Source organism: Methylomicrobium lacus LW14 (assembly GCF_000527095.1).
GTDB classification, from domain to species: Bacteria; Pseudomonadota; Gammaproteobacteria; order Methylococcales; family Methylomonadaceae; genus Methylomicrobium; species Methylomicrobium lacus.
Genome location: NZ_AZUN01000001.1, coordinates 3,429,452 through 3,454,915, shown reverse-complemented (window position 1 = coordinate 3,454,915; position 25,464 = coordinate 3,429,452). Strand labels below are relative to the sequence as shown.

The 25,464-nt window shown below is 57.1% G+C and carries 14 protein-coding genes; 11 read left to right on the top strand and 3 right to left on the bottom strand.

Translation table 11 applies throughout. The annotated features are described in order from the left end of the window. Window positions 1-174: 174 nt before the first annotated feature. From METLA_RS0116040 to METLA_RS0116015, 6 genes are all read left to right on the top strand, one after another. A complete protein-coding gene (locus METLA_RS0116040; RefSeq protein ID WP_051459792.1) occupies window positions 175-762 on the top strand; it encodes a DUF11 domain-containing protein in 588 nt (195 codons plus the stop codon). Between the two features lie 98 nt (window positions 763-860). Continuing rightward, complete coding sequence (locus METLA_RS0116035; protein WP_024299517.1) at window positions 861-3,737, top strand: beta strand repeat-containing protein; 2,877 nt, start codon at window positions 861-863, stop codon at window positions 3,735-3,737. A 265-nt stretch (window positions 3,738-4,002) separates the two neighbouring features. Continuing rightward, window positions 4,003-10,278, top strand: a complete 6,276-nt coding sequence (locus METLA_RS0116030; protein WP_024299516.1) for a DUF11 domain-containing protein — start codon at window positions 4,003-4,005, stop codon at window positions 10,276-10,278. Window positions 10,279-10,680: 402 nt separating this feature from the next. Beyond that, complete coding sequence (locus tag METLA_RS0116025) at window positions 10,681-13,602, top strand: SdrD B-like domain-containing protein (protein WP_024299515.1); 2,922 nt, start codon at window positions 10,681-10,683, stop codon at window positions 13,600-13,602. Between the two features lie 125 nt (window positions 13,603-13,727). Beyond that, window positions 13,728-16,079: a penicillin-binding protein 1C gene (gene pbpC, locus METLA_RS0116020; protein WP_245598817.1), complete on the top strand. Its 2,352-nt coding sequence runs from the start codon at window positions 13,728-13,730 to the stop codon at window positions 16,077-16,079. Between the two features lie 169 nt (window positions 16,080-16,248). Then, window positions 16,249-16,761: a hypothetical protein gene (locus METLA_RS0116015; RefSeq protein ID WP_024299513.1), complete on the top strand. Its 513-nt coding sequence runs from the start codon at window positions 16,249-16,251 to the stop codon at window positions 16,759-16,761. A gap of 27 nt (window positions 16,762-16,788) precedes the next feature. Here METLA_RS0116015 and METLA_RS0116010 read toward each other — a convergent pair whose 3' ends face one another. Genes METLA_RS0116010 through METLA_RS0116000 form a run of 3 tightly spaced genes read right to left on the bottom strand, consistent with a single transcriptional unit; the run spans window position 16,789 to window position 18,815 of the window. Next, window positions 16,789-17,286 carry a hypothetical protein gene (locus tag METLA_RS0116010; protein ID WP_024299512.1) on the bottom strand — a complete coding sequence of 166 codons (498 nt, stop codon included), beginning with the start codon at window positions 17,284-17,286 and terminating at the stop codon, window positions 16,789-16,791. Continuing rightward, the gene (locus tag METLA_RS0116005) at window positions 17,270-18,130 is read right to left on the bottom strand and encodes a c-type heme family protein (protein WP_024299511.1); all 861 of its coding nucleotides are present in this window, start codon (window positions 18,128-18,130) and stop codon (window positions 17,270-17,272) included. The genes METLA_RS0116010 and METLA_RS0116005 overlap by 17 nt, the downstream gene beginning before the upstream one ends. Then, window positions 18,120-18,815 (bottom strand): cytochrome c3 family protein, encoded by a 696-nt coding sequence (locus METLA_RS0116000; protein WP_024299510.1) that lies wholly within the window; start codon window positions 18,813-18,815, stop codon window positions 18,120-18,122. Before METLA_RS0116000 ends, METLA_RS0116005 begins: the two co-directional genes overlap by 11 nt. A gap of 218 nt (window positions 18,816-19,033) precedes the next feature. Between METLA_RS0116000 and lgt the strand changes: the two genes are divergently transcribed. From lgt to dnaE, 5 genes are all read left to right on the top strand, one after another. Beyond that, a complete protein-coding gene (gene lgt, locus METLA_RS0115995) occupies window positions 19,034-19,816 on the top strand; it encodes a prolipoprotein diacylglyceryl transferase (RefSeq protein ID WP_024299509.1) in 783 nt (260 codons plus the stop codon). Between the two features lie 55 nt (window positions 19,817-19,871). Continuing rightward, on the top strand, window positions 19,872-20,090 hold the full coding sequence (locus METLA_RS0115990) for a hypothetical protein (protein WP_024299508.1): 219 nt from the start codon (window positions 19,872-19,874) through the stop codon (window positions 20,088-20,090). Further along, complete coding sequence (gene thyA, locus METLA_RS0115985; RefSeq protein ID WP_024299507.1) at window positions 20,075-20,908, top strand: thymidylate synthase; 834 nt, start codon at window positions 20,075-20,077, stop codon at window positions 20,906-20,908. The genes METLA_RS0115990 and thyA overlap by 16 nt, the downstream gene beginning before the upstream one ends. A 252-nt stretch (window positions 20,909-21,160) precedes the next feature. Continuing rightward, window positions 21,161-21,787 (top strand): inorganic pyrophosphatase, encoded by a 627-nt coding sequence (locus METLA_RS0115980; RefSeq protein WP_024299506.1) that lies wholly within the window; start codon window positions 21,161-21,163, stop codon window positions 21,785-21,787. A 105-nt stretch (window positions 21,788-21,892) separates the two neighbouring features. Further along, the gene (gene dnaE / locus METLA_RS0115975; RefSeq protein ID WP_024299505.1) at window positions 21,893-25,375 is read left to right on the top strand and encodes a DNA polymerase III subunit alpha; all 3,483 of its coding nucleotides are present in this window, start codon (window positions 21,893-21,895) and stop codon (window positions 25,373-25,375) included. The last annotated feature ends 89 nt before the right edge of the window (window positions 25,376-25,464 follow it).

The following is a 25,464-nucleotide window of genomic DNA, read 5'->3' as shown; positions in this document are numbered from 1 at the left end:
TCATACTAATTTTGTGATCGAATCCTAATTTTAGGAAATTCTGATTAACCCTTCGACAAGCGCGGGGCGACCGTAAAGTCGTTGATCCCGCTCATAGCGAACCTGCCGTACGATGGGAGGAGTCGAGTTAGTCAAAGTTTCCTTTACCTTCAGCCAAACCAAGAGGTCAGTTCAATGAATATAAACAAAATCAGTCGGGCGATTGCCGGCAACAGGCGTACGGCCCAGGTTTTCTTGCTATGTGTGTTTTTGGCAAGCACCTTTGGTAACACCAGTGCGATGGCAGGTGCTCAGCAGAAAGACGCCGTTACTATTGAATTGACAATGAAACGTGTCGTTACCGATGCCAAAGGTAATGAAATATTGGAAGATGTCCCCCGTATCAAGCCGGGCGATCTAGTGGAATATACCGCCGTATATCGCAATCGCAGCAAGCAAAGCATTTCCGGACTTAAGGGATCGCTGCCGGTGCCTTTAGGGCTTGAATATGTCAAGCGATCAGCACGGCCATCCTCTGTATTAGCCACTACCGATGGCGTCAATTATGCCGTTGAGCCATTGATGCGCACCATTAAGGATAAGGATGGCAAAGATCAACGGGTTGAGGTTCCCTACCCAGAATATCGCAATCTGCGTTGGGAAATCGGTAATCTGGATGCCGGTAAAAAAGCCGCGGTTAGCGCACGCATGCGCGTTATCGCCTTACCGAAATCGCCTGAAGAGCTGGTCGTCAAACCCGCTACGCCGGCGAAGCTCAAGTAGACAAAAACGGCATCTTTCTTACCCTTCGTCGCCGATCCCTCAAGAGTATTTATTACCCCCTCCAAACGCATCGTTTCTTTAACTCAGGAGTCAATTTAATGTTTAGTAATATCCCAACGGCGCCCCCGCCGCTGAACAGGCGAAGCTTTGGCTTCAGCTTTCTCATCGGCTTGATCGCTGCCGTATCGCTGATGACGGTATTATCAGAGAGTGCGCAGGCTGCAACACCGATGGCAGGCGCTACGATTTCCAACCGGGCGACCGCCGACTATAACGACACCGGCGGCACGCTGCAACACGCCAGCTCCAATGAAGTAACGACGACTGTCACCCAAGTCGGCAGCTACACGCTGGTATCTGATAACGCCAAGACAGCGGCCCCCGGTACCGCCGTCTATATGCCGCACACCTTAACCAATACCGGTAACGGTTCGGATACCTTTAACATCACCCTGCCGACTACGTTTGATACGACCTATTTGTCAGGCGTGGCGATTTATCCCGATACCAATGCGGACGGTCAGCCGGACGGGACGACACCGCTTTGTACTGTTGTAAATGGCACCTCGGGATGTACTGCTTCAACTGGCTTGCTTGCAGCGGGTGATGCCTTTCACTTTGTTGTCGTGATGAACGTTAAGGCGACGGCTGCAAACGGCACAATGGCGGCTCCCGAAGTCGTCACGGCTGTGCCTGTTAGCGCCTCTCTATACGCAACAGCGACCTTGTCTAATAATGATACCCTGACGGTCGCAAACAACATCCCTGTGTTTGCCGTCAACAAATCGATCATCAGTTCGTTGACGACTGGCCCTGCAGGCACAGAAGTCGAATATAAACTGGCCTATACCAACTCCGGTAACGCGGCCGGCCCCTTGTACCTTAAGGATCTGATCGGCAGCGGCACTACGGCCAGCTACAGTTATGTGACCGGTTCCGCCAGATGGTCCAGTTCCGGTGCGACGGCGCTGACTGATGCGACGGATACCAGCGATCCTAGCGGCATTGTGTACCAGGCAATTACGGCTGGCACAACCACGATAGAAGCGTTCATCGCGAACGTGCCGGCAAACGCTTCGGGTTTCATTACCTTCAAGGTGACGGTTGATGCCGGCGCGCCGTTAGGTACCAGCGAGACGACCAACAGCGCGCAATATGCCAGGGCCAATAACGGCACGGTTGATTGTACCGGCTTACCTTGTTCTCCTGCGCTCGGTACTGTCACGACGACCAACCAATCCCCTTTCACGGTGATCGGCAGCTATAGTGTCGTGGCGAATAACAGCACGGCTTCATCAACCGATGGTAACAACACAGCCGCCACCGGCAATGATGTTGTGACTGTCGCTTCCGCAGCACCCGGCGCGGTGGTGTCGTTCAACAACATCATCTGGAACACGGGCACGTCTTCCGACACGTTTAACATCACCACAGGCAGCGTTACCGCAACCGGTTCGACGGCTTTCCCGACGGGCACCACCTTCCAATTGTTCAAGTCCGACGGCAGCACGCCGTTGACGAGCAGCGATGCGGACGGCATTCCCGACACAGGCCCCGTGGCTGCTGGCGCTTATTATACCGTGGTCTTGAAAGCGACGCTGCCGGCCAACGCCTGTAACCCGACGTGTCCGACGGGCCCCTTCACGGTATCCAAAACAGCGACATCGCAAGGCAACCCGAGTAAAAGCAATACGGTATTTGATCAATTGACCGCCATTGCGCAGCCGAGCGTCGACTTGACCAACGCAGGCGGTTTGGGTGCGGGTACAGGCAGCGTAGCAAGTCCTGCGATCACCACCGTGTCTGTAGCGCCAGGTGCGATAGCCTACTTCAACTTGAACGTAGCCAATAGCGGTACAGCGATTGATAACTACAATCTGAGTTATCACTTGCTTGATACCACTGGAAGCGATCTTGCCAGCGCGGCCGCATTTTCGCCCGGCACATTGCTGGCGGGCTGGACGGTGACCTTCCATGTGAACACCGCGGGTACGGGTGCTTGCAGCGCAAGCACACTCGGCTCCGTCGTGACCAATACCGGTGCGGTTGCGCCTTCAACCACGGCGAATTTTTGCGCCGTGGTCACAACGCCGGCAGCCGGACCGACCGCTTTATCGGGTTCATACAGAACGTATTTCAGGGTGATGTCAGGCGCAACCGGCGCCAGCGATATCAAGCTGGATGCCGTGACCTTGACCCCGCTGATCAATCTGACCCTGACGCCGTCCGGCACCGGTCAAATTCAGCCCGGCGGCACTATCCTGTACCCCCATACCCTGGCCAATGGCGGCAACAATAGTTGCGGCGGTAATTTCAGCTTTACCGTAACCAACTCTCAAGCCGCAGCCGGTTGGTCTTATCTGCTTTATCGTGACAACAACGGCGATGGCCAGGTTGACGCGGCCGATACCGTTCTGGGCGGGGGCAGCAATGCAACCGATACCATCACCACGACGATGAGCGCTTTGTCTGCCGGCACCGGCGTAAAGCTGTTGGTGAAGGTACAAGCGCCGGCGGGCGCCACCTCGGGTGCGTTGGATGTGATCAACATCACCGCGACCGACACCGTATTAAGCTGCGGCACGACGGCGCCGATAGCGGATACCACCACCGTGTTGGCGGGCCAGATTCGTCTCGTCAAAACCCAGGCGTTGGGAACATGGGCCGGCACTGACTGCGGTACGGCTCCGAACGCGGCTTCTTACGCTATCACTGCCCTGAGTCAAAAACCGGGCGAATGTATCTGGTACAAGATTGTGGCCACCAACGAAGGCGACGCGGATGTCACCAATGTGGTCATCAATGATGCCACGCCGACCTTCACGACTTACGGCAGTGGCGGTGCTTGCAGCGCCGGCGCTACGCTAACCAAGCCTGCAGTGGGTAGTAGCGGTACAGTCAACTGTGCCACTTGGCCGACGGTAGCTCCAGCCGCGACAGTCCAACTGGACTTTGCGGTTCGTATCGACCAGTAAGTAGCAGACCATAGCCGAAACCTATCCTTCGGCTCCTTCCGGACCTGACAGGCTTTAAACCCTGTCAGGTCTCAAGCGGAAATGGCAGAAACACTAATCCGATTATCAGCATGAAGCGCCGCTGTTTTCCTTTGCGCTCTTTATAGGAAGAGTGCAAAGAAAAACGCCAGGCCGCTGGGTTTTTCAGCACCTCTTAAAAATGACAATAACAACAAAGTTGCATCAATGGATTACTGCAGTGCTGGCTTATAAAGCCCTTGCTGCGATGATCTACATGCTGCTTTTTATGAGCCTGTTTGCCGGACAAGCGGGCGCGGCCATGCCTGCGGCAGGCTCTGTCATTCAGAACCGTGCCGAAGCCAGTTATGTTCCTTATGGCGGGACGGCAAGCGAAACGCTCTATTCCAACATCGTGGAGGTCACGGTACAAAACGTTGAGGCATTGACGCTGACCCAGGACCAGAGCGTCAGTCTTCCGGCAGGTGCAACCGCCGTGTTGTCTCATGTGTTGACCAATACCGGCAACACCCCATCGACCTATCTCGTTTCACTGAGCAACGCGGAAAACGATGACTATGACCTCGGCGCCCTGCGCCTCGTGCATGATCGCAATCATAATGGCCTTTTTGATGATGCCGATGCGGTTATTCGTTTAAACGATCCGAACACAGGCCTTGCCTTGGCCGCCGGCGAATCGGCTTTTTTATTGGCGATCGGGCAGCTGCCGGCTGCTCAAACCAGCGGACTTTCACGCGTGGTATTGAAAGTAAAAACGATCGGCGAGGCCGCTAGCGGCAGCAATACCGATGTGATCAAAGCGGCCAATGCGGCCGTGCTGTCGCTTGTCAAGAAAGCGGATCAAACCGGGCCGGTTAATCCGGGCCAAGCGGTGCGTTACACGCTGACCGCCATGAATACAGGCAGCCAGCCCGCACTGCCTGCGTCTGAAGCAGGGCTCGCCGCTACCCCGATTAAAGTCGACGGGGTGACAAAGTCTCTCGTCCTGATCCGCGATGCCATCCCTGCTGGAACGACATTTGCCGGCGGACTCACCGCCAGCAACCCTAATGCGATAAAAATGTACCGTGTGCGGGGCGCGATGCCTTACGAGTATCAGACGACACTCACCGAGCCGACGCTCGTCATTGAGGCCGCCATCGGCTTGACGACGCCGGTGGATGCCGGTCTCTCCGAATCCATGGCGTTTGATGCTAAGGTGGCCGGCAATGGCAGCGATAACATTAGCAACAGCGGTTTTGTGACTTTTAACGATGGCTCCGGCAATATCAGTACGGAGTCCAATCCGGTTGTCCTGCCCCTGGCCGCCGCGGCACCTGCTCTGTCGCTGTCGATGAGCAAGACGGTCGGGATGCCGCGCAAGATTTCGGCAGACACCTATGAGCTGGACTATACCATCAAAGTCAAGAATATCGGTGAGGCGGACGCAACCTTTATCAGAGTGGCGGATAATCTGGACTGCACTTTTGCCATGGACCGCGCCAATGGCCCTGTTAAATCCTGGGAACTGCTCGGCCCGCCGGTGATGCAGAAAGGGCTGCTGGTGTCGGCGGGTACGGCTTATCAGGGGGCTATCGGTCAGGGAATTTGTGACCGCGCGCAACTGGATCAAACGGACGCGAGGTTGGGCTTTCCGAACATCCCGCAATTAAGCCTCAGCGATGGCAGCCGCAGTCTCAAAGCCGGTGAGGAAGAGGTGATTACGTTCACCGTCCGCCTGGTGCGCGATCTTGCGGCGGCGAAAACCAGCGAGACTTTTGTCAATAAAGCCTTTAGCGCCGCTTTTGATGCCCAGAGTCTTAACGGTGCAACCCTTGTTGCCGCATCGTCGGCGACGACCAATGCCTTGTTAATCGATCCGCAAGGCGTGATATACGACGCCTCCAACCCGGCCAAATTGATTCAGGGCGCCAAGGTCACGCTGGTTCGGGAGCAATGCAGCGGCGGACCCGCGCCGGACTTTACCCTCGACCAGTTGCAGTTCGGCGCCGATGGCCGCTACACCAGCGAAAGCCGTAATGCGATCAGCATGATAACGGGTTCTGACGGCGCCTATTTCTTCGTATTAAAAAGTCCTCCGGTCGCGCTGGATTGCGATTATTCTCTCAAGGTGGCGGCGCCTAACGGTTATACGTTCCAGTCCGCGATAGCGCCGCGTGCGGGGATTGCGCCTGCGGGTCTTGTACAGCCTCAGGACGGACCGCCGACAGACCCTGCGGCCGCACCGTATTATCTGAACTTCCGCCTGGGTCCAGATTACGGCTCGGTGTTTCACAATCACATCCCGCTGGATCCGGCGGCTATCAGCAGCGGCGGGCAGTTGTTTTTGAAAAAAACCGCGGCCAAGGCAGTAGTCGAGCTAGGCGATTTTCTTGACTACAGCATTACTCTGACCAATCAAACCGCCTCGCCCATCACCGGCTACAGCATCGTCGACAGTCTGCCCGCAGGCTTTGCTTACGAGCCCGGCAGCACCCTGATCGATGACATCCGCGCCGCCGATCCCGAGGGCGGCCGCGGTCCGGTCATCACCTGGTCCGACCCGGACAAAACCATCCCTGTCGGAGGCAGCGTTGAGCTAAATTACCGGGTACGGGTGGGCGTGGGCGCCGCTGCTGGCGACGGCATCAATCGCGCCGTCGCCAGCAGCGGCCCTCTGCGCTCGCAGGAGGCATTGGCGCGCGTAAGAGTCACGGGCGGTGTATTCAGCGACGAGGGCTTCATCGTCGGCAAAGTCTATATGGACTGCAATGCTGACCGTATCCAGGAGCCGGGGGAAATCGGCGTGCCCGGCGTACGCATCTTTCTGGAAGACGGCACCTACATCATTTCCGATGTCGAAGGCAAATACAGTTTTTACGGCATCAAGCCGGTAACCCATGTGCTGAAGCTGGATAGCACCACCTTGCCGCGCGGCGCGAAACTGATTCCCTTGTCCAACCGCAACTCGGGCAAGGGCGATAGCCGATTCGTCGATCTTAAGAAAGGCGAACTGCACAAGGCGGATTTTGCCATTGCCAATGATCCTAGCGAAGCCGGGAAAGCCGTGTGCGAGCAAGGCCCTGTGCTCGAAGAGGTCACGCGCCGCCGTGCAGCAATAGCGGAAAGACCGGACGCCGAGATCGACTCTGTGTTGCGCTCCCGTCTCGATGCGCAAGGCAGGCCTATCAATCCGGGCGATATCCGGGGCCTGCCGGCCGCGGGACTGGTAGGCCAATTGCCCGGCGCCGTCAACGGCACGCAAACCGTAGGAGCCGCCCAGGCTTTTACCAGCGTAATGCCGCGCGACCTGAACATAGTCCGCCCATTGGCGTTGCCGGATGTTCCCGTCTCACCGGTGCCTGTCGTCAAACTTGAAGACCAGATCGCCAAGCTCGACAACAACCTGGACTTCGTTGACCTGAAGGATAAAGATACCTTGCCTATCGATCAGGCCAATATCCGGGTCAAAGGCGCGCTGGGCGCCACTTTCCGGCTGACAGTCAACAACAGGGAGATTTCCGACAAGCGTGTGGGCAAGCGTAGCCGGCTTGCGGACAAGCAGATGGAAGCGTGGGAGTTTATCGGCGTGGGTTTGCATCCGGGGCGCAATACCCTCAAGCTCGAACAAATCGATATCGCGGGCAATCCTCGCGGCGAAAAGACAATTACCCTGACAGCGCCCGACGCCCTGGGCAGACTCGAGCTCGATCTTCCCGCCGTCGCCATCGCCGATGGCAATACGCCGATCCGGATGAAGCTGCGCCTGACCGATGATAAGGGCGTGCCGGTCACCGTTCGCACCCAGGTGACCCTGGAAACGGATCGGGGACGCTGGGTAACAAATGACTTAAATCAAGCCGAGCCGGGCACCCAGATTTTTGTCCAGGGCGGGAGCGCCGAAGTGGTGCTGATGCCGCCAAGCGAGCCCAGCGACGGGATTATCCGCCTCAGCGCCGGCATGATCGAACGGGAAGTCAAAATCGCCTACCTCCCTGAACTGCGTCCGCTCGTGGGTGCCGGTATTCTGGAGGGCGTATTGAATCTGCGTAGGCTGGCCAGCGGCAATCTGACCGCAACGAAGCCTACCGACGCTTTCGAAAAAGAACTGTCGCATCTGTCGGCCAGCAGCGACAATAACACGACCACGGCCAGAGGTCGGGCGGCGTTTTTCTTCAAGGGCTCCGTGTTGGGCAAGTATTTGCTGACGACGGCGTATGACAGCGACAAGGGAACCCAGGAGCGTCTGTTCCGGGATATTCAGCCGGATCAGTTTTATCCGATTTATGGCGATTCGGCGACTAAAGGTTTTGATGCCCAGAGTACCAGCCGGTTGTATGTCAGGGTGGATAAGGACAAGTCCTACCTGCTGTACGGCGATTACACCACGGCGGGTAATACCGATGTGCGCCAGCTTACCCAGTACAGCCGTTCGTTGACCGGGGTTAAGGGGCATTACGAAGATAACAGATTCAATGTCACCGGTTTTTATAGCGATAACGGTTCAACCCAGATTGTCGAGGAATTTCCCGCTAACGGTACTTCAGGCCCCTATGAACTGGCTAACGGCGGCAATATTATCGAGAACAGCGAAAAAGTGGAGGTGCTGGTCCGTGACCGCAACCAGCCCAGCATCGTGCTCGCCAGTTCGACCCAGGTGCGTTTTGTCGATTACAACCTCGAGCCACTGAGCAAGCGCCTGTTATTTCGCGGCCCCGTGCCATCGGTCGATGCCAACCTGAACCGTCAGTATATCCGGGTCACCTACGAAATCGGCGCAAACGGCGTAGGCGGCGCGGGTGGCGGCCCCAAATTCGGGGTCGGCGGTGTGGATGCCCAGATCAAGGTCACCGACAACATCCAGCTGGGCGTCATCGGCATCAAGGATAATGACCCTAGCAGAAAATCGACCCTCCTGGGCGCTACGGCGGTAGCAAAACTGGGCGAAAAAACCGTCGTCAACGGGGAATTGGCGCGCAGCAACACCGACTTGAACGGCAGCGGCGACGCCGAGCGCATCGAAATCCGCCACGAACAGGGCGACTTGAAGGCGCGCGCCCAGTTCACCAAAACGGATAAAAACTTCAGCAATCAGAGCGCCTACAGCACAGCCGGACGCACAGAAGCTCCCGCTACCGTGGAATATAAGCTCAGCCCGGACACCACGCTCAGGGGAGAAGGCCTTTACAGCAAAGATGATGTTAACGGCGGCATCCGCAAGGGCGTGATCGCCAATGTCGTGCAGCGCCTCGGTGAAGGACTGCTGGGCGAACTCGGGATGCGCGCGTCCGTAGATACGGGCGTTCTCGGCGGCAGCAGTTGCGTGACAAATCTGACCTATACGACCGCTAACTGCGCGCCGACGGCATTAACCAGGCCAGGTGAAAGCGTCAGGAACGAACTGCTGACTGTCCGCAGCAAATTCACCGCGCAGATGCCTTGGGTAAGCGGGCTGCAGACTTATGTTGAGGCCGAACAGGATGTGCGCGATTTGCAGAAGCATCTGTTCGCTGTCGGCTCCAACTATCAGGTATCTGAAAAGACCCGGCTGTTTGGCCGCTATGAACTGGCCTCTACGCTAGGCAGCCAGTTCAACCTCAACAGCTTTGCACCCAATAACACGGCCGTGATCGGTATTGAAAGCGCCTATATGAAAGGCGGCAACATGTACAACGAATACCGCCTGCGCGACAGCCAATCCGGGCGTGAAGCCCAGGCGGCGCTGGGCGTGCGCAACACCTGGATGGTTTCCGAGGGTTTCCGCGTCGGCGGCGGCTTCGAGACCACCCAAACGTTCAACGGCCTGGCGGGCAACAATTCCAACGCCTTGGTCGGTACCGTCGAATATTTCGCCCATCCGCGCTACCGCACCAGCGCCAGCCTGGAGTTGCGCAAAGCCGATACCAGCGACAGCCTGCTCAATACTATCGGATTGTCCTACAAGCTGAACAGGGATTGGAGTTTTCTCGGCCGCAACATTTTCTCCTATATCGACAATAAAAGCGCCGGCAAGACGCTGCAAACCCGCCAGCAAGTGGGCTTCGCCTACCGTGAAGTCGATCAAAACGTATGGAATCTCTTAGGCCGCTACGAGCACAAATACGAGGACATCACCGGCAGCCCGGCGGGCTCGAGCACTCGCACGCACATTGTCTCTGCCCATGCCAATTATCAAGCCAATGCGGATGTCATTCTTTCAGGACGCTACGCCGGTAAAATAGTGACTAGCGACAAAACGTTGACCGGCAGTTATGTACTGGATTCTGTCTATTGGGCGCAATTGCTTTATGGGCGCGCGACCTGGGATTTTATCAAAGATTGGGATGCGTCCTTGCAAACCGGGGTCTATGTCGGCAAGGGCGGCGCCACCCAATATGCGGTTGGCGCCGAAGTCGGCTATCAGGTGGTTGAGAACCTGTGGTTATCGGCCGGCTATAACCTCAAAGGCGTTAGCGACCCCGATCTGGCGGCCAACGATCATCTGGATCCAGGTATTTATGTCCGGGCGCGGTTCAAGTTTGATGAAAATACCTTGTCATGGTAAAAAACAGCGCGTGATGAAAAAACCGAATAACGCAAAAGGTATGTTTTCTTTGCAACTAAACCGACGCGTGAATATTGAATTGCAATGACTCCTAATTATCCCTCAACACTGTCCCGCTTCGGCATTTTGATGATCTCCCTTTTGATAGGGTATTTATCCAAAATTCTTGTTTTTCTTCTCCTGTTAGCGGCATCACCCTCTTCTGTTTGGGCATTAACGACGTCGGCAGTAAAAGATCAGACGTGCGTGGGCTATCGCTCCGGCAACACGACTTGTACTGCCGGTGAATTCACTGTGAGTCCGGTGTTCAGCGCTGCGCCCGGTACCCCTCCTTTTTGCGTCGCAGGGGAAGCATTTAATTTTCAAGTGGAGTTGGGGCTTTCCGGTTCTAATACTGACCGCATGGATATTGGATTTTTTGTGGGGCAACAAGGTAACGACCCGCGCGCCGAAACGCCGGGCAATAACTGTTCCGTAGCTACCTTTCCGGCCGCCCCGTTACCTTGGCTGGATATTGACGGCCCCGGCGGCTCCAATGCTCAACCTGCCGATACCTGCGGCGATTTTTTAGGGGGCGGCAATCAAACCACAACGATCAACGAAATCAAAGTCGTTTGCGCCGGCAATACCGCGACCGGCGAGTTGACCATTCCTTACGTGCTGACTTATTGGCAAAACAACGGCAATGCATGTACCGGCCCTGCCGATGTGCAAAATGGCTCGCCTTCCAAATGCAATGCGGGCACCAGCGCTGTCAGTGGCGTCGTCGCCGTTCGCGTTGGCGCTTATGTCGATGTGACGAAAGCCACTTTACCCGCCGGCAATACAAGCCAATCCTTTACTTACACCGCAACCGGACCTGCCGGCTCGAAAGTTGTGGCGTTGGTTGGCACGACTTACACGCCTGCACTGATTAGCGCGGCAACGAATACGGCCACGGTATCGATTACCGGCGGTCAAACCGTACGCTTTTATATCGATGCGACCGCCAGCAATAAATCGCTGACGATTACCGAAGCGGCCGCTCCGGGCTGGGAGTCGGCAGCCCAGGCGATCAGTTGCTCCTCGGTGAAGGGAACCCCCTCCATCACCACCAATCTGGCGACTCGCACGATTACCGCAAATAATTTAACGATTGCGAACAGCGCCGCCGCCTGCACCTTCACCAACAAGCAAAGTTCACGCATTACCTTAGTCAAAACGGTCGGCGGGCGTGTGGACAGCGCCGATCAATTTACCGTCAGCGCCAGTGGCGGCGGCACCTTGGTGGGTACGACCTCGGCCACGACATCCGGCACCGGCACCAGCGCAAGCACCACCTTTTACAGCAGCCCAGCAACGGCCTTGACCTTGACGGATGCCAAAGCCGGCGGCCCCACCGCTTTGACAGGCTATGACACGCGCTTAACGTGCACCAATACCTTTACCGGCGCAGGCGCAACGCCCAACGCGAGCTTACCGAACAACTTAAATACGACAAGCGCCAGTATTACCCCCGCAGCGGGCGACGACATTATCTGTACTTATACCAATACCCCCAAAGCGCGCATCAGTTTGCAAAAAGTCATCGGCGCCTCGGGCAACGGGCGTGTTGCCGATACCGATCAGTTTACGCTGGCAATCACCGGAGCCACGCCGGTAACGACCACCGGCAACGGCTCGTCCATTACGTCCAGCCCGGCAACGCTTATCGCTGCGCCGGGCAATCCTGTCACCTTAACGGAAACGGCGGCCGGCACCACCAATTTAAACAATTACACCACTACTTATGCCTGCATCAATACCGGCGCAGGCGGTACGGCGATCGCTTCCGGCACCGGCACGAGTTTCAGTTTCACGCCTGCAAATAAAGACATGATTGCCTGTACTTTTACCAATACGCGTAAAGCCGCGCATTTCACGCTGCAAAAAACCTGGGTGAATGCCGCGGTGAACGATGCAGCGATCGTGTCAGGAACAGGGTTGACCTCTCTGAATTCAGTCGCGAATGCCGCCAACGAAACCGATACGGGAGCGGCACAATTCGTCCATGCGGGGGACATTATCACGCTAGCCGAAGCCTTCGGTCCGGCTAATTCAGCCCGCTATCATAGCGCCCTGAATTGTACAGGAACGGCTGGTTTATCAGGCAATACGGTCATCATCGGCCCGACGGATACCGACGTTATTTGTACTTATACGAATGCCAAAATAGAAGCCGTCATCGCCGGCAGCGTTTTTAAAGACAGCGGCACCGGAGGCGGCACCGCGAACAATGCCATACAAGATGGCGCCGAAGCGGGCATCAGCGGCGTCACCGTCAGGCTGACCGATTGCAACGGCATGACATACGGCACCGCCACGACTAATGGCGCGGGGAGCTATCGTTTCCTTGCTTCAGGGCTACCGGAAGGAACCGTCTGCGTCGAGGAAAGCAATTTATCGGCTTACATGTCGACCGGGATTAACGTAGCGGGCAGCACCACGCCTCCAGGCTACACGCTGGCTACGGCAGATAAGATCAGCTTCAGCCTGGCTGACGGCGTCAGCCATGTCGGCTTGAATTTCGGCGACGTGCCTGCCAATCAATTTATAACCGACGGCAATAAGACCGGTATTGCCGGCAGCACACTGATTTACCCGCATACCTTTATCGCAGGCACGGGCGGCTCAGTCACCTTCAGCCTGCCCGGAGCCGTCGCCTCGCCCAACATCCCGGACTGGAGCGAAGTGCTGTACATCGATGCCGATTGTGACGCACTGCTGGATGAGGCCGAAGCCAATAGCATCTTGCTTCCTGTTGCTCTGACAGTCGCCGAGGGCCAAATCCTCTGTCTTATTCAAAAAGAATTCCTCCCTGCCGGCGCGGCCCAAGGCGCCAGCAATTATGTGCCGGTACAGGCATTGTTCGCCTACGTTGGCTCCTCTTTGTCTGATGCCGTTTACACGCGCCAGGATGTAACCACGGTCGGCTCGTCTGCGCTGTTATTGCGGAAAGAAGTGCGCAACGTCAGCACGCCGACAACGCCGGCATGGAAAACCAGCAATACGGCCAAGCCGGGCGAGATACTCGAATACAGGATCACTTACACGAACAACGGCCCCGATCCGATCACAAATTTACAGATAAATGATGCCACGCCGGCGTTCACCACGTTTGTATCGGGCCTCTGTGAAATCGCAGTCCCGGCAACGCCTGTGAGCCTAGGGGTGTGCACATTGACCCTAATGCCGCCTCCTCAGCAGGCCGGTGCATTGAAATGGACTTTTTCATCCCCGGCGTCGACATCGCAGCTGTTGCCCGCCGGAAGCGGCTTTGTGACCTTTCAAGTCAAGGTGGATTAGCAGGTGCGCTTGATGAACACCTGCCACATGACCAATAATGACGTGTGAGGGAGGCTTTCGGGCAATCATTTCAACAAAATTTTTAGCCCTCTCGATGGATAACCCCTAAATTCTGAGCGAAGCCGATGAATTCAGGTCAAATGAAAGTTGGCCGCTGGTTAAAAATACCGAAAGCACGCCGATGGCTGCGCATTACCGCTCTCGGTTTGGCGGCCATCTGCCTTGTCCTTGTCGTATTCAAACTGCCCCCCAAACCGCCGCTCTCCAGCCACTATCCCAAATCGACCGCGATCTATGCCAGGCACGGCGAACTGCTGCGCCTGACCTTGGCGAGCGACGGCCAGTTTCGCCTGTGGACGCCGCTAAGCCAAATTCCGACCCCACTGCGCACCGCCGCGCTGCTCTACGAAGACCGCTGGTTCCACCGGCATCCCGGCGTCAATCCCTGGGCCTTGGCGCGCGCGGCCTGGGCTACCTTGGCAAGCAGCGGCCGCCAGGGCGGCTCGACGATCACGATGCAGCTCACCCGCCAACTGTACCGGATCGACAGACGGAGCTACCTCGGGAAACTGAGCCAGATCGCGCTCGCACTGTGGCTCGAACTGCGCTACAGCAAGGACGAGATTCTCGAAGCCTATCTGAACGGCGTTTCCTATGGCGGCAACATCGTCGGCATCGGCGCGGCCAGCCGGATTTATTTTCACAAGCTGGCGGCGGAACTGAACCTGGTCGAGAGTTTGACGCTGGCGGTGATCCCGCAAAATCCGGCGCGCCGCTTTCCGGCCCATAACGCCTTGCCGGAGGCGCTGTTGGCTGCCCGGCAGCGCCTTTGGCAAAGCTGGATCGCTGAGTTTCCGGAAGACAGCCGTTACGCAAACGACCTGGCCCTGCCCTTGCCCGTGTACAGCCGGCGGGAACTGGCGATCGAAGCGCCGCACCTGACCGACCTGTTATTGCAGCGCTGCGCCGGGGCGGAAACGATCCATAGCAGCCTGCATCTGAACGTGCAAAAAAGCCTCGAACGCTCGCTCCGAAATTACCTCGCGGTCAACCGCGGCAAAGGCATTCAGAATGCCGCCGCGTTGCTGATCGATGCGGACACGATGCAGGTGCGGGCGCTGGTCGGTTCGGCCGATTACCGGAATGCCGCCATCGACGGCCAGGTCAACGGCGCGCTCGCGAAGCGCTCGCCGGGCTCGACGCTGAAGCCGTTCGTCTATGCGCTGGCGCTCGATCAGGGGCAGGTGCATCCGCGCACGATCCTGGCCGATCTCCCGACCGCCTTCGGACCCTATAGTCCGGAAAACTTCGACGGCCGTTTCATCGGGCCGGTCACGGTGCAGGATGCCCTGATCCGCTCCCGCAACGTGCCCGCGGTTGTGACCGCCGCGAAACTGTCGGGGCCGACCCTCTACCGGTTTTTGCAGCGCGCGGGAGTTGGACGGTTGCAGGGCGAGCAGTATTACGGGCTGTCTTTGGCGCTCGGCGGCGGCGAGGTGACGATGGAAGAACTGGCCGAACTCTATGCGCTGCTGGTCAATCAGGGCATGTCGAGACGGCTCGATTATTGCGGCGAGCGGAGCGAAACCGGCCCCTTGCCGCTGCTCAGCAGCGCCGCTGCCTTTATCACGCTCGACATGCTGAAGCACAATCCACGCCCCGATTCGAAGCGCCCGGACCAGCCCGACACCGCCTGGAAAACCGGCACCTCCTGGGGCTTTCGCGACGCCTGGAGCGTCGGTGTCGTCGGCCACCATGTGCTGGTAATCTGGGTCGGCAATTTCGACGGTTCGAAAAATCCCGCCCTGATCGGCGGCAAGGCGGCCGCGCCGCTGTTCTTTTCTATCATCGACAGTCTGCGCAGCCAGCGCCTGCTGAACGGCCTGGACAATCCGATTCCGGCCTTCAAGCCGGAGTCGGTCGCCGAGGTCGAAGTCTGCGCGGCCAGCGGCGACCTGCCGAATGCGGACTGTCCGGTGCGCGCGAAGACCTGGTTCATCCCGGGCAAATCGCCGATTAAGACCAGCACGCTGCACCGCGCGGTCTATCTCGATCCAGAAACCGGCAGCATCGTCTGCCCGAACACGGCTAACAGCCGACGCGAAATCGTCGAATTCTGGGACAGCGAAATGCTGCGCCTATTTGAACAGGCCGGCATGCCGCGCCGCCCTCCCCCGCACCTGCCCGACTGCTACCGCAATCCAGAGGGGCTTGGCGATGCGCCGCGCATCGTCTCGCCATCCAGGGCCGGCACCTATGCGCTGCGCCTCGGCAAAGCATCAACCTTGGCCTTGAAGGCGAATACGTCCGCGAGCGACAGCGTCTATTGGTTCGCGAATCAAAGCTTCATCGCCAAGACGGCGCCTTCGGAAGCCTATTCCTGGCAGCCCAGTCATCCCGGCCACTATCTGATCAGCGCGGTCGATGCGGAAGGCCGTTCCGCATCGACAGAAATCCAGGTCGAATTGGCGCCCTGAAGGCCGTATCGCAAATCATGGAACCTGGAACACGTTAAACCGGTCTTCCTACTATATTTTACTTGTTGTTTGAACATCGGAAATTTGCGGTCGCCAACCCTTCCGCAAAATCAACCGAAAAAATAGTGCGCGCGGCGTACCCAGGCCAGGACCCACGAGGAGAACGATAATGAAACAGCTAGCCTTAATTTCGATCGGCTTTTTATTTTTTGCGGCACCGACGTTCGCGGAGGAAGATGCCAGCCCGCAGCGCATGAAAGAGGTTGAGCAGCAGCGTGAAAAACTGATGCCCTATGACGCGAGTAAAGTCGTGGAAACGTTTTCGAAAACCGTTCACGGCGGGGTGATGCATGTGATCGCCAAACCGGATGCTCCCGATCAGATCGAACTGATTCAAAATCATCTGCGCCAGCTGTCTCTTGCCTTCGCCAAAGGCGATTTTTCGATTAGCGAAAAAATGCATGGGCCGGACATGCCGGGGCTTCTCCAATTGAAGACCGCCAAAACCGACGACATCCGTTATGAATACAAATCCTTGCCCAATGGCGCGCAGATTCATTTTTCGACCGAATATCCGCAATTTGACCAGGCGTTGCATGAATGGCTGAATGCCCAGAACAAGGACCATGGCAATGTGGTGATGCCCGAACACATGAAGCATCATACAGGGGTGGCGGAATAACAGGACTAGGATAGCTTGGGACTGGCGTCATTCATAGGCATAGCTGATCACGACATGGTAACCGATTAAAAACAGCAGCGCGGTCGCCAGCCCAACATGCAATATCAGCCAGAGTGGACGAAACCAGGGCTGGCGGATTTGCATGATCTCGCAGTTGCATAAGCCGGTAAAGAAGACCACGAAAAACGACCAGCTCAGCGCCTGCAAGTATCCGTAGCCGACATGCTGGGCATGGGCGTAAAAAAACAACGGGGCCAAAGTGCCGAGCCATTTATGACGCGGCAGCCGGGCGTTGCCGAGCGCGGTATTTCCCTGGTTGCGCAGCAAAGAACACTGCCATTGCTGGCTCAGAAAAACGATCAGCGCCAATCCTGACAGCTGTTTATAAACCGAATCAGTCTGCCATCCGGCCAGCCAGGGCCATTGCCAGCGATAAACTTCCTGCACGAGAAATGCGCCAAAAAGCCCCAGACCCAGCCCAAAATAACTTTTTTTGATCCAGCGTTTTTCAATGCGTATCCGCATGCGGTTTTACCTCCACAGCTCCGGTATCTTTCGCAGTCGCCAAAGCGCCGAGCGCCGGCAACGTGTGCTGGGCCGTGCGTTCCAGCACCGCTTGCATGAACGTTTCCACGTCAGGCAGAAAATAACCTTCGCGCGGCCATTTGTTGCCGATCACCGGCAGCTTTTTAAACGTCTTCACCTTCTCGATATAGGCCGTGTAAGCATCGCGAAAACCGTCATGCAGCACCACTAAGGTTTTTAAAACTTCCTCTGTGGAAACCTTTTGCGTGGGATACATCCAGGTCGTCGCCCCCATGATGTCATGCAGACGCCAGTCGTGTTTCGGCGATTGCTGATGTTTGTTGTGGCACTCGACGCAAGGTTCGGCGACCGCGACATCGGCGAACATCGCGGTATGGCGCTCGATGTCGGGAATATAGAAAAACTGCGGCTGCCGCGTCTGGCGTAACTGTTCAAATTTGTCTTTCTGCATGCCTTCAAAGCGGTTGTCCGGGCTGATCGGGTAGTCCGAGCCCAGGAATAGGCTGAGCCGCACGGGGCTTTTTTCCAGGCTCTTGGCGGTTTCGCGCAGAAAGAGCGCGGGCAGAGGACCGGCTTCGCTTTCGGCATCGCGCCAATGCTCGCTAAACTTCAACCCGGCTTTTATGCCCTGGCCGACGATTTCCTGGGTCCACAGGGCTCTGACCGCGGCATTTTCGGTCTGCACCAGCTCGAACAGGCGTTCGACCGGAATGGATGCCTGCGCCGCCGATTTCTCCGGCAACGGCGGCGGCGCGCTGACGAACAGATAAATGCCGAGGCAGGTCAACACAAACAAGCTAATCCAGAAGGTTTTATTCGTCATGCTTTTTCTCCTTTCTGGCGTGATAATGCACATCCTTGCCATAGGGCGAGGGACCGCCCTCGAAATAGGCGCGGATGGCTTCGGGGCGAATCGCTTCGGCGACCTTTGTGGCCGTTTTGATCGTATGATTGCCGTGAAAATCATGGCAGCCGAGGCAAGTCGTCCAACGCTTGTCCGCAATCAGCCGTGCATGCGGAGTATCCAGCGGGTCGTTTCTGAGACGGGTGTTTTTATGACACGTCACGCAATAGCCGCTATCGCCGAGCACGACGCGTTTGCCTTGATGCTCCCGATGACAGGAAACGCACAGATGCGGCCGGAGCGTGGCGCGCGCCTTTTTGAAACGCGGTTCAAGAAAGCGGTAAACCGGATGCCGGTCATTCGGGCGCTCATGGCAATCCAAACAGGTTTCATTGGCGACCGCCATTTTGCCGAAATCGGCCGGATGCTCGCGCCGGCCAAACAGATAGCGGACATTGGCCTGAATTTGCTGGCGATAACTGCCCGGCGCCTCTTGGTGGCAGTCCGGGCATTGAATATCATCATGCCCGGCATTCATAGGACCGCGCCGATGCCAGGCATCATTGGCCGGCAACACCAATGCCGACAAGCTCAGCGCGCCAGCCAATAACCCCACCGCATAAGCCATATGCTGGCGTCTTCTGGGATGTAAATTTTTATTCATAGCTGCGCTCCATGTATTTTTACATCAACGCAAGTGGTCATCAGCAGATAAATTACAAATAAATTACTTAATATTTTTTTAAGGATTATATGGGGAAAATTGTTCGCCTAACACTAATATCTTTATGGATTTTTATGGACTCCCAGTCTCTATGCTTAAGATGTCATGCCCGGCAAGGTATAATAGGGCATCCTTCGCTTTAGACTCTCTCCCTGACTATGCTGACTTATCCGAATATCGATCCGATCGCCGTCGCCATTGGCCCGCTAAAAATTCACTGGTACGGCCTGATGTACCTGGTCGGCTTCGCCGGCGTCTGGATACTGGGCAAGCGGCGCGCCCTGGCCCCCTGGTCGCCGATCAAGCCCGAGGCGATCGAGGATCTGGTCACCTACGGCGCGATCGGCGTGATCCTCGGCGGACGCATCGGTTACACGCTGTTTTACAATCTGGGCGAGTTCCTGCACAATCCCTTGGTGCTTTTCGAAATCTGGAAAGGCGGCATGTCGTTTCACGGCGGCATGCTCGGCGTGTTTGTCGCGATGTGGATTTTCGGCAAACAACAAAACTGCACGATGCTGCAATTGACCGACATCATCTCGCCCTTGGCCCCGATCGGCCTCGGCGCCGGCCGCCTCGGCAATTTCATCAACGCCGAACTCTGGGGTCGGCCGACCGATGTGCCGTGGGCGATGGTGTTTCCGAACGGCGGCCCGCTGCCGCGCCATCCGTCCCAGCTTTACGAAGCGTTTCTGGAAGGCGTGGTGCTGTTCGTGATACTCTGGCTCTATACCGCCAACCCCCGCCCGAAAATGGCGCCGACCGGCATGGCCGTGATGCTCTACGGCTGCTTCCGCTTCTTTATCGAATTTTTCAGGATGCCGGATGCCCAGCTCGGCTATCTGGCGCTGGACTGGGTCACGATGGGACAGATTTTATCGACGCCGATGATCCTGATCGGGGCGGGAATGGTTTATTGGGCTTATAAAAAAGCGCCCTGATATTTTTACTATTCAGATACCCTGCCTGTCATTCAGAACAACCCGGAGAACAGTCATGCAACCACAAAATTCAAATACGGCACATAGCTTATATGCGCTTTACGAAACACTGCCTGACGAAGTCCAGCAAGGTTTTCTCCAAGAACTATTGGAAAAACAGTCTGAAAAACTAGAGACCCTTGCTTTATATCTGGCTTGCAAAGAAGTGAAAGATCAGCACGAATTTTTGACGGAAGACGAAACAAAAGCCTTCATTTCATGCAACAATATTTAAATCTACTGGATAAAATCCTCGACGAAGGCGTCCAAAAAGGCGACAGGACCGGCAGCGGCACCGTGTCGATCTTCGGGCATCAGATGCGTTTCCCGCTGGCCGAAGGCTTTCCTTTGGTCACTACGAAAAAAATCCATCTGAAATCGATCATTCACGAACTGCTTTGGTTTTTGCAGGGCGACACGAACCTGGCCTATCTGCACGAACACAAGGTCAGCATTTGGGACGAATGGGCCGATGCGAACGGCGACCTGGGCCCGGTTTACGGCCGCCAATGGCGCGCCTGGCCTACGCCTGACGGCGGCACGATCGATCAACTGCAACAGGTGATCGAGCAGATCAAAACCACGCCGAACAGCCGCCGGATGATCGTCTCGGCCTGGAACGTCGCCGATCTGCCCGACGAAACGATCGCCCCGCAGGCGAATGTCGCGCAGGGCAGAATGGCGCTCGCGCCCTGCCATGCGCTGTTTCAGTTTTATGTCGCGGAAGGACGGCTGTCCTGCCAGCTTTATCAGCGCAGCTGCGACACCTTTCTCGGCGTGCCTTTCAATATCGCGAGCTACGCCTTGCTGACGCACATGGCCGCGCAGCAGGCCGATCTGGACGTCGGCGATTTTATCTGGACCGGCGGTGATGTACACTTGTACCTGAATCATCTGGAGCAGGCCAGATTGCAATTGAGCCGTGAGCCCTATCCTTTGCCGAAGCTGATCCTGAAACGCAAGCCGGATTCGCTGTTCGATTACCGCTATGAGGATTTCGAATTCGAAGGTTATCAGGCGCACGATCCGATCCGAGCGCCGATTTCGGTTTGATCGGAATCGAGCAGCGCCACCCTATTTATATAGCCTTGAGCCGTTGCGCCATCGAAATCCTCGATCGCGACACGACATCGAGGCTACAATTGATATATTCAATTCACAGCTTCCGCGCAAAACTTATCGTTGGCTGAGCGGAGCCGAAGCCATCACATCGCTTCGACTTCGCTCAGCGAACGGCTTAACTTAATGGCAGTGGCGCGGAGCGTGGCAACGATGCAATATCGCCCACTTAATGACCGAAAACTTATGAACAACTACCACTACAAAGCCCATCCCTGGCACGGCATCAGCGCGGGCGACAGCACGCCTTCCGTGGTTAATGCGTTTATCGAAATCGTGCCGACCGATACGGTCAAATACGAAATCGACAAGCAGAGCGGCTATCTGAAAATCGATCGGCCGCAAAAGTTTTCGAACATGGTGCCGACCTTGTACGGCTTTGTCCCGCGCACGTATTGCGGCAACAAGGTCGCCGAATTCGCCGCGTTGAAGTCGGGCCGAACGGGCATCAAGGGCGACGGCGATCCACTCGACATCTGCGTGTTGAGCGAACGCAGCGTATCGCACGGCGACATCATCCTGCAGGCGATCCCGGTCGGCGGTTTCCGCCTGCTCGACGGCGGCGAGGCGGACGACAAGATCATCGCGGTGATGAAAGGCGACGAATTTTACCGGCAGTGGAACGATGTGTCGGACTGCCCGAGTTCCTACATCAACCGGCTGATGCATTATTTCCTGACCTATAAAAACCTGCCCGGCGAGAAATCGACCTGCGAGATCACCGACGTTTACGGCCGCGCCGAAGCGCACGAAGTGATCGTGCGCGCGATGCAGGATTACATGAGCCTGTTCAACGGCATCGAAGATTTGTGAAGACATTGCAAATAAATCATCAGCCTTAGAAAAACCTTTGTAGGGCGGATAAGCGCAGCGCATCCGCCCTACCTTTTCTGATCCTAAGCGACAAAAATACCTCTCATGCAGCCCAAATTTATCCATCTGAGACTGCACAGCGAATTCTCACTGGTCGACGGCATCGTCAAGATCAAACCGCTGGTCAAGCGCCTGGCCGAATTACACATGCCGGCCGCGGCTATCACCGATCACGTGAACCTGTTCGCGCTGGTCAAGTTTTACAAGACCTCGATGGGCCAGGGCGTCAAGCCGATCGCGGGCGCCGATGTGCTGATCTTCAATCCGGAGGAACCGGCCAATCCGTACAGACTGACCCTGCTGGTCAAAAATCATCAGGGCTATATCGCGTTGACCGAACTGATCTCCAAAGCGTATCAGGAAGGCCAGCATCAGGGCGTGCCGATGTTGCGATACGAATGGATCGAGGCGAATGCCGGCGGCTTGATCGCCTTGTCCGGCGCGATGGCCGGCGACATCGGCCGGGCGCTGATCGCCGAGCGCAAGGATGACGCCAAACGCCAGGCCGATTATTGGGCCAACCTGTTCCCGGACAGTTTTTATCTGGAATTGCAGCGCGTCGGCAAACCGGGCGAAGAAGCCTATATCGCGGCCGCGCTGGAGCTGGCCGCCGAGGCCGATCTGCCGGTCGTCGCGACCAATGACGTGCGCTTTCTGCACAAAAAAGACTTCCCGGCCCACGAAGTCCGCGTCTGCATCAACCAGGGCCGCGTGCTCGACGACAGCCGCCGGCCGAAGGATTATACCGACCAGCAATATCTGCGTAGTACCGAGGAAATGTGTGAGCTGTTCGCGGACATTCCCGAGGCGCTCGAAAACACGGTCGAGATCGCGAAGCGCTGCAACATCACGCTGACCCTGGGCAAAAACTTCCTGCCCGACTATCCGGTCCCCGAAGGGATGACGATCGGCGACGTGATGGCCGAAGAATCCCGCAAAGGCCTCGAAGAACGCCTGCGCCAGCATCCGCCCGTCGGCAGCGGCACCGAGGAAGAAAAGCGGCAAGTCTATTATGACCGGCTCGAGATCGAATTACAGGTGATTACCCAGATGGGGTTTCCGGGTTACTTCATGATCGTCGCGGACTTCATCCAGTGGGCGAAGAATCATCAGATTCCGGTCGGGCCGGGGCGGGGTTCGGGCGCGGGCTCCTTAGTCGCTTATGTATTGAAGATTACCGACCTCGACCCGATCGAATTCGATCTGTTGTTCGAGCGTTTTTTGAATCCCGAACGGGTCTCGATGCCCGACTTCGACGTCGATTTCTGTATGGACCGGCGCGATGAAGTGATCGACTATGTCGCCGGGCACTACGGCCGCGACCATGTCGCGCAGATCATCACCTACGGTTCGCTGGCCGCGAAGGCGGTTACCCGCGACGTCGGCCGGGTGCTGGGTTTCGCTTACGGCTTTGTCGATCAGCTCGCCAAACTGATTCCGTTCGAAATCGGCATGACGCTCGACAAGGCGCTGCAAGACAGCCCCGACCTCCGGCAGCGCTACGAGAACGAGGAAGAAGTCAGATCGCTGATGGACATGGCGCGATCCTTGGAAGGCATGGCGCGGAACGCGGGCAAGCACGCGGGCGGCGTGGTGATCTCGCCGACCAAACTGACCGACTTCACGCCGCTGTACTGCGAACAGGGCGGCGGCAATCTGGTCACGCAGTTCGACAAGGACGACGTCGAAGCGGTCGGCCTGGTCAAGTTCGACTTTCTGGGCTTGCGCACGCTGACGATCATCGACTGGGCGCTGCAAACGATCAACCGCAAAAAACAGGAGCTCGGCGAACCCTTGGTCGACATCGCCGCGATTCCGCGCGACGATAAGGCGTCCTACGACCTCTTAAAGAATGCGCAGACCACCGCGGTATTCCAGCTCGAATCGCGCGGCATGAAGGAGTTGATCAAAAAACTGAAGCCTGACTGCTTCGACGACATCATCGCGCTGGTCGCGCTGTTCCGGCCGGGGCCATTGGAATCGGGCATGGTCGATGACTATATTAATGTTAAGCACGGCGCCAAGGCCGAATACGCGCATCCTCTATTAGTCCCTATCCTCAAGCCGACCAACGGCGTTATCCTGTATCAGGAACAGGTGATGCAGATCGCCCGCGAGATGGGCGGCTACACGCTCGGCGGCGCTGACATGCTGCGCCGCGCGATGGGCAAGAAAAAGCCCGAGGAAATGGCCAAGCAGCGCGAAGTGTTCACCGAGGGCGCGATAGCGAACAACATCGACGAAAGCATCGCGACCTACATCTTCGACCTGATGGAGAAGTTCGCCGGCTACGGTTTCAACAAATCACACTCGGCCGCCTATGCCCTGGTCGCCTATCAGACCGCCTGGCTGAAGGCGCATTATCCGGCCGAATTCATGGCCGCGGTCTTATCGGCTGATATGGACAACACCGACAAGGTCGTCGTGCTGATCGAGGAATGCCGGCGCATGAAACTGCCGATCGCGCCGCCGTCGATCAACGATTCGAACTTCCGCTTTACGGTCAATCAGGCCAAGCAGATCGTTTACGGCCTCGGCGCGCTGAAGGGCGTCGGCGAAAACGCGATCGAGGACATGATTCTGGAACGGGAGCAAAACGGCGCTTACCGCGATCTGTACGACTTGTGCAAACGCGTCGACCTGCGCAAATTCAACCGGCGCGTGCTCGAAGCGCTGATCCGCGCCGGCGCGTTCGATATCTTCGATCCTAACCGGGCGGCTCACCTTGCGGAACTGCCGACCGTACTGAAGGTCGCCGAACAGCACGGCAAGATGGCCGCAACCGGCCAGAACGATCTGTTCGGCCTGCAGGAAACCAGCGATGCCGACGATGCGATCGCCGCCTATTCGACCTTCGTCGAACCCTGGCCCGAGCAGGAGCGCCTGAACGCCGAGAAGCAAACCCTCGGCCTGTTCCTGACCGGCCATCCGATCGCGCAATACGAGGCCGAAATCAGCCAGTTTACCCACGGTAGCCTGAACAAACTAAAGTCGGACATGGAGCGCAGCAAAGGTAAGCTGGAAGCCCGCGTCGCAGGACTGGTCGTCGAAATCCGCACCCGCCAGTCCAAAAGCGGCAAGACGATGGGTTTCGCGCTGTTGGATGACCGCACCGACCGGCTCGAGGTGGCGATCTATCCCGAAACCTACGAAAGATACCGGGACATTTTCACCCGCGACGTGCTGCTGGTCGCCGAAGGCGCGCTGTCGATGGACGACTACACCGGCACCCCGCGCCTGACCGCAGAAAAGCTCTACAGCATCGACCAGGCCCGCAACGCCTTCGCGCGCGGCTTGCAGTTGACCTGGCAGGCAGGCGTCAACGGCGATTCGTTGACCGAAAAATTGAGCCCGGCTCTGGAGCCGTTCAAAGGCGGCGCCTGTCCGGTGCTGATTCAATACCGCTCGGAGCAGGCCCAGGCCACCGTCCGACTCGGCGATGAATGGCGGGTCTTTGCGACCGACGAGTTGTTGTTGCGCTTGAAGCGGCAGCTTGGAAACGAGGCGGTCGAGGTTAAATACCGCTAACGAGTATCAAGTGTAGCCCGGATGCAGCGCAGCGGAATCCGGGAGCCACACAGAAACGAACCTTGCTGTTCACGAGGCTTTGCATAGAT

Excerpts from the sequence above, each read along its gene's own strand:
- METLA_RS0116040 (WP_051459792.1), top strand. The coding sequence starts at position 175 with ATGAATATAAACAAAATCAGTCGGGCGATTGCCGGCAACAGGCGTACG.
- METLA_RS0116035 (WP_024299517.1), top strand. The coding sequence starts at position 861 with ATGTTTAGTAATATCCCAACGGCGCCCCCGCCGCTGAACAGGCGAAGC.
- METLA_RS0116030 (WP_024299516.1), top strand. The coding sequence starts at position 4,003 with ATGATCTACATGCTGCTTTTTATGAGCCTGTTTGCCGGACAAGCGGGC.
- METLA_RS0116025 (WP_024299515.1), top strand. The coding sequence starts at position 10,681 with ATGGATATTGGATTTTTTGTGGGGCAACAAGGTAACGACCCGCGCGCC.
- pbpC (WP_245598817.1), top strand. The coding sequence starts at position 13,728 with ATGAATTCAGGTCAAATGAAAGTTGGCCGCTGGTTAAAAATACCGAAA.
- METLA_RS0116015 (WP_024299513.1), top strand. The coding sequence starts at position 16,249 with ATGAAACAGCTAGCCTTAATTTCGATCGGCTTTTTATTTTTTGCGGCA.
- METLA_RS0116010 (WP_024299512.1), bottom strand. The coding sequence starts at position 17,286 with ATGCGGATACGCATTGAAAAACGCTGGATCAAAAAAAGTTATTTTGGG.
- METLA_RS0116005 (WP_024299511.1), bottom strand. The coding sequence starts at position 18,130 with ATGACGAATAAAACCTTCTGGATTAGCTTGTTTGTGTTGACCTGCCTC.
- METLA_RS0116000 (WP_024299510.1), bottom strand. The coding sequence starts at position 18,815 with ATGAATAAAAATTTACATCCCAGAAGACGCCAGCATATGGCTTATGCG.
- lgt (WP_024299509.1), top strand. The coding sequence starts at position 19,034 with ATGCTGACTTATCCGAATATCGATCCGATCGCCGTCGCCATTGGCCCG.
- METLA_RS0115990 (WP_024299508.1), top strand. The coding sequence starts at position 19,872 with ATGCAACCACAAAATTCAAATACGGCACATAGCTTATATGCGCTTTAC.
- thyA (WP_024299507.1), top strand. The coding sequence starts at position 20,075 with ATGCAACAATATTTAAATCTACTGGATAAAATCCTCGACGAAGGCGTC.
- METLA_RS0115980 (WP_024299506.1), top strand. The coding sequence starts at position 21,161 with ATGAACAACTACCACTACAAAGCCCATCCCTGGCACGGCATCAGCGCG.
- dnaE (WP_024299505.1), top strand. The coding sequence starts at position 21,893 with ATGCAGCCCAAATTTATCCATCTGAGACTGCACAGCGAATTCTCACTG.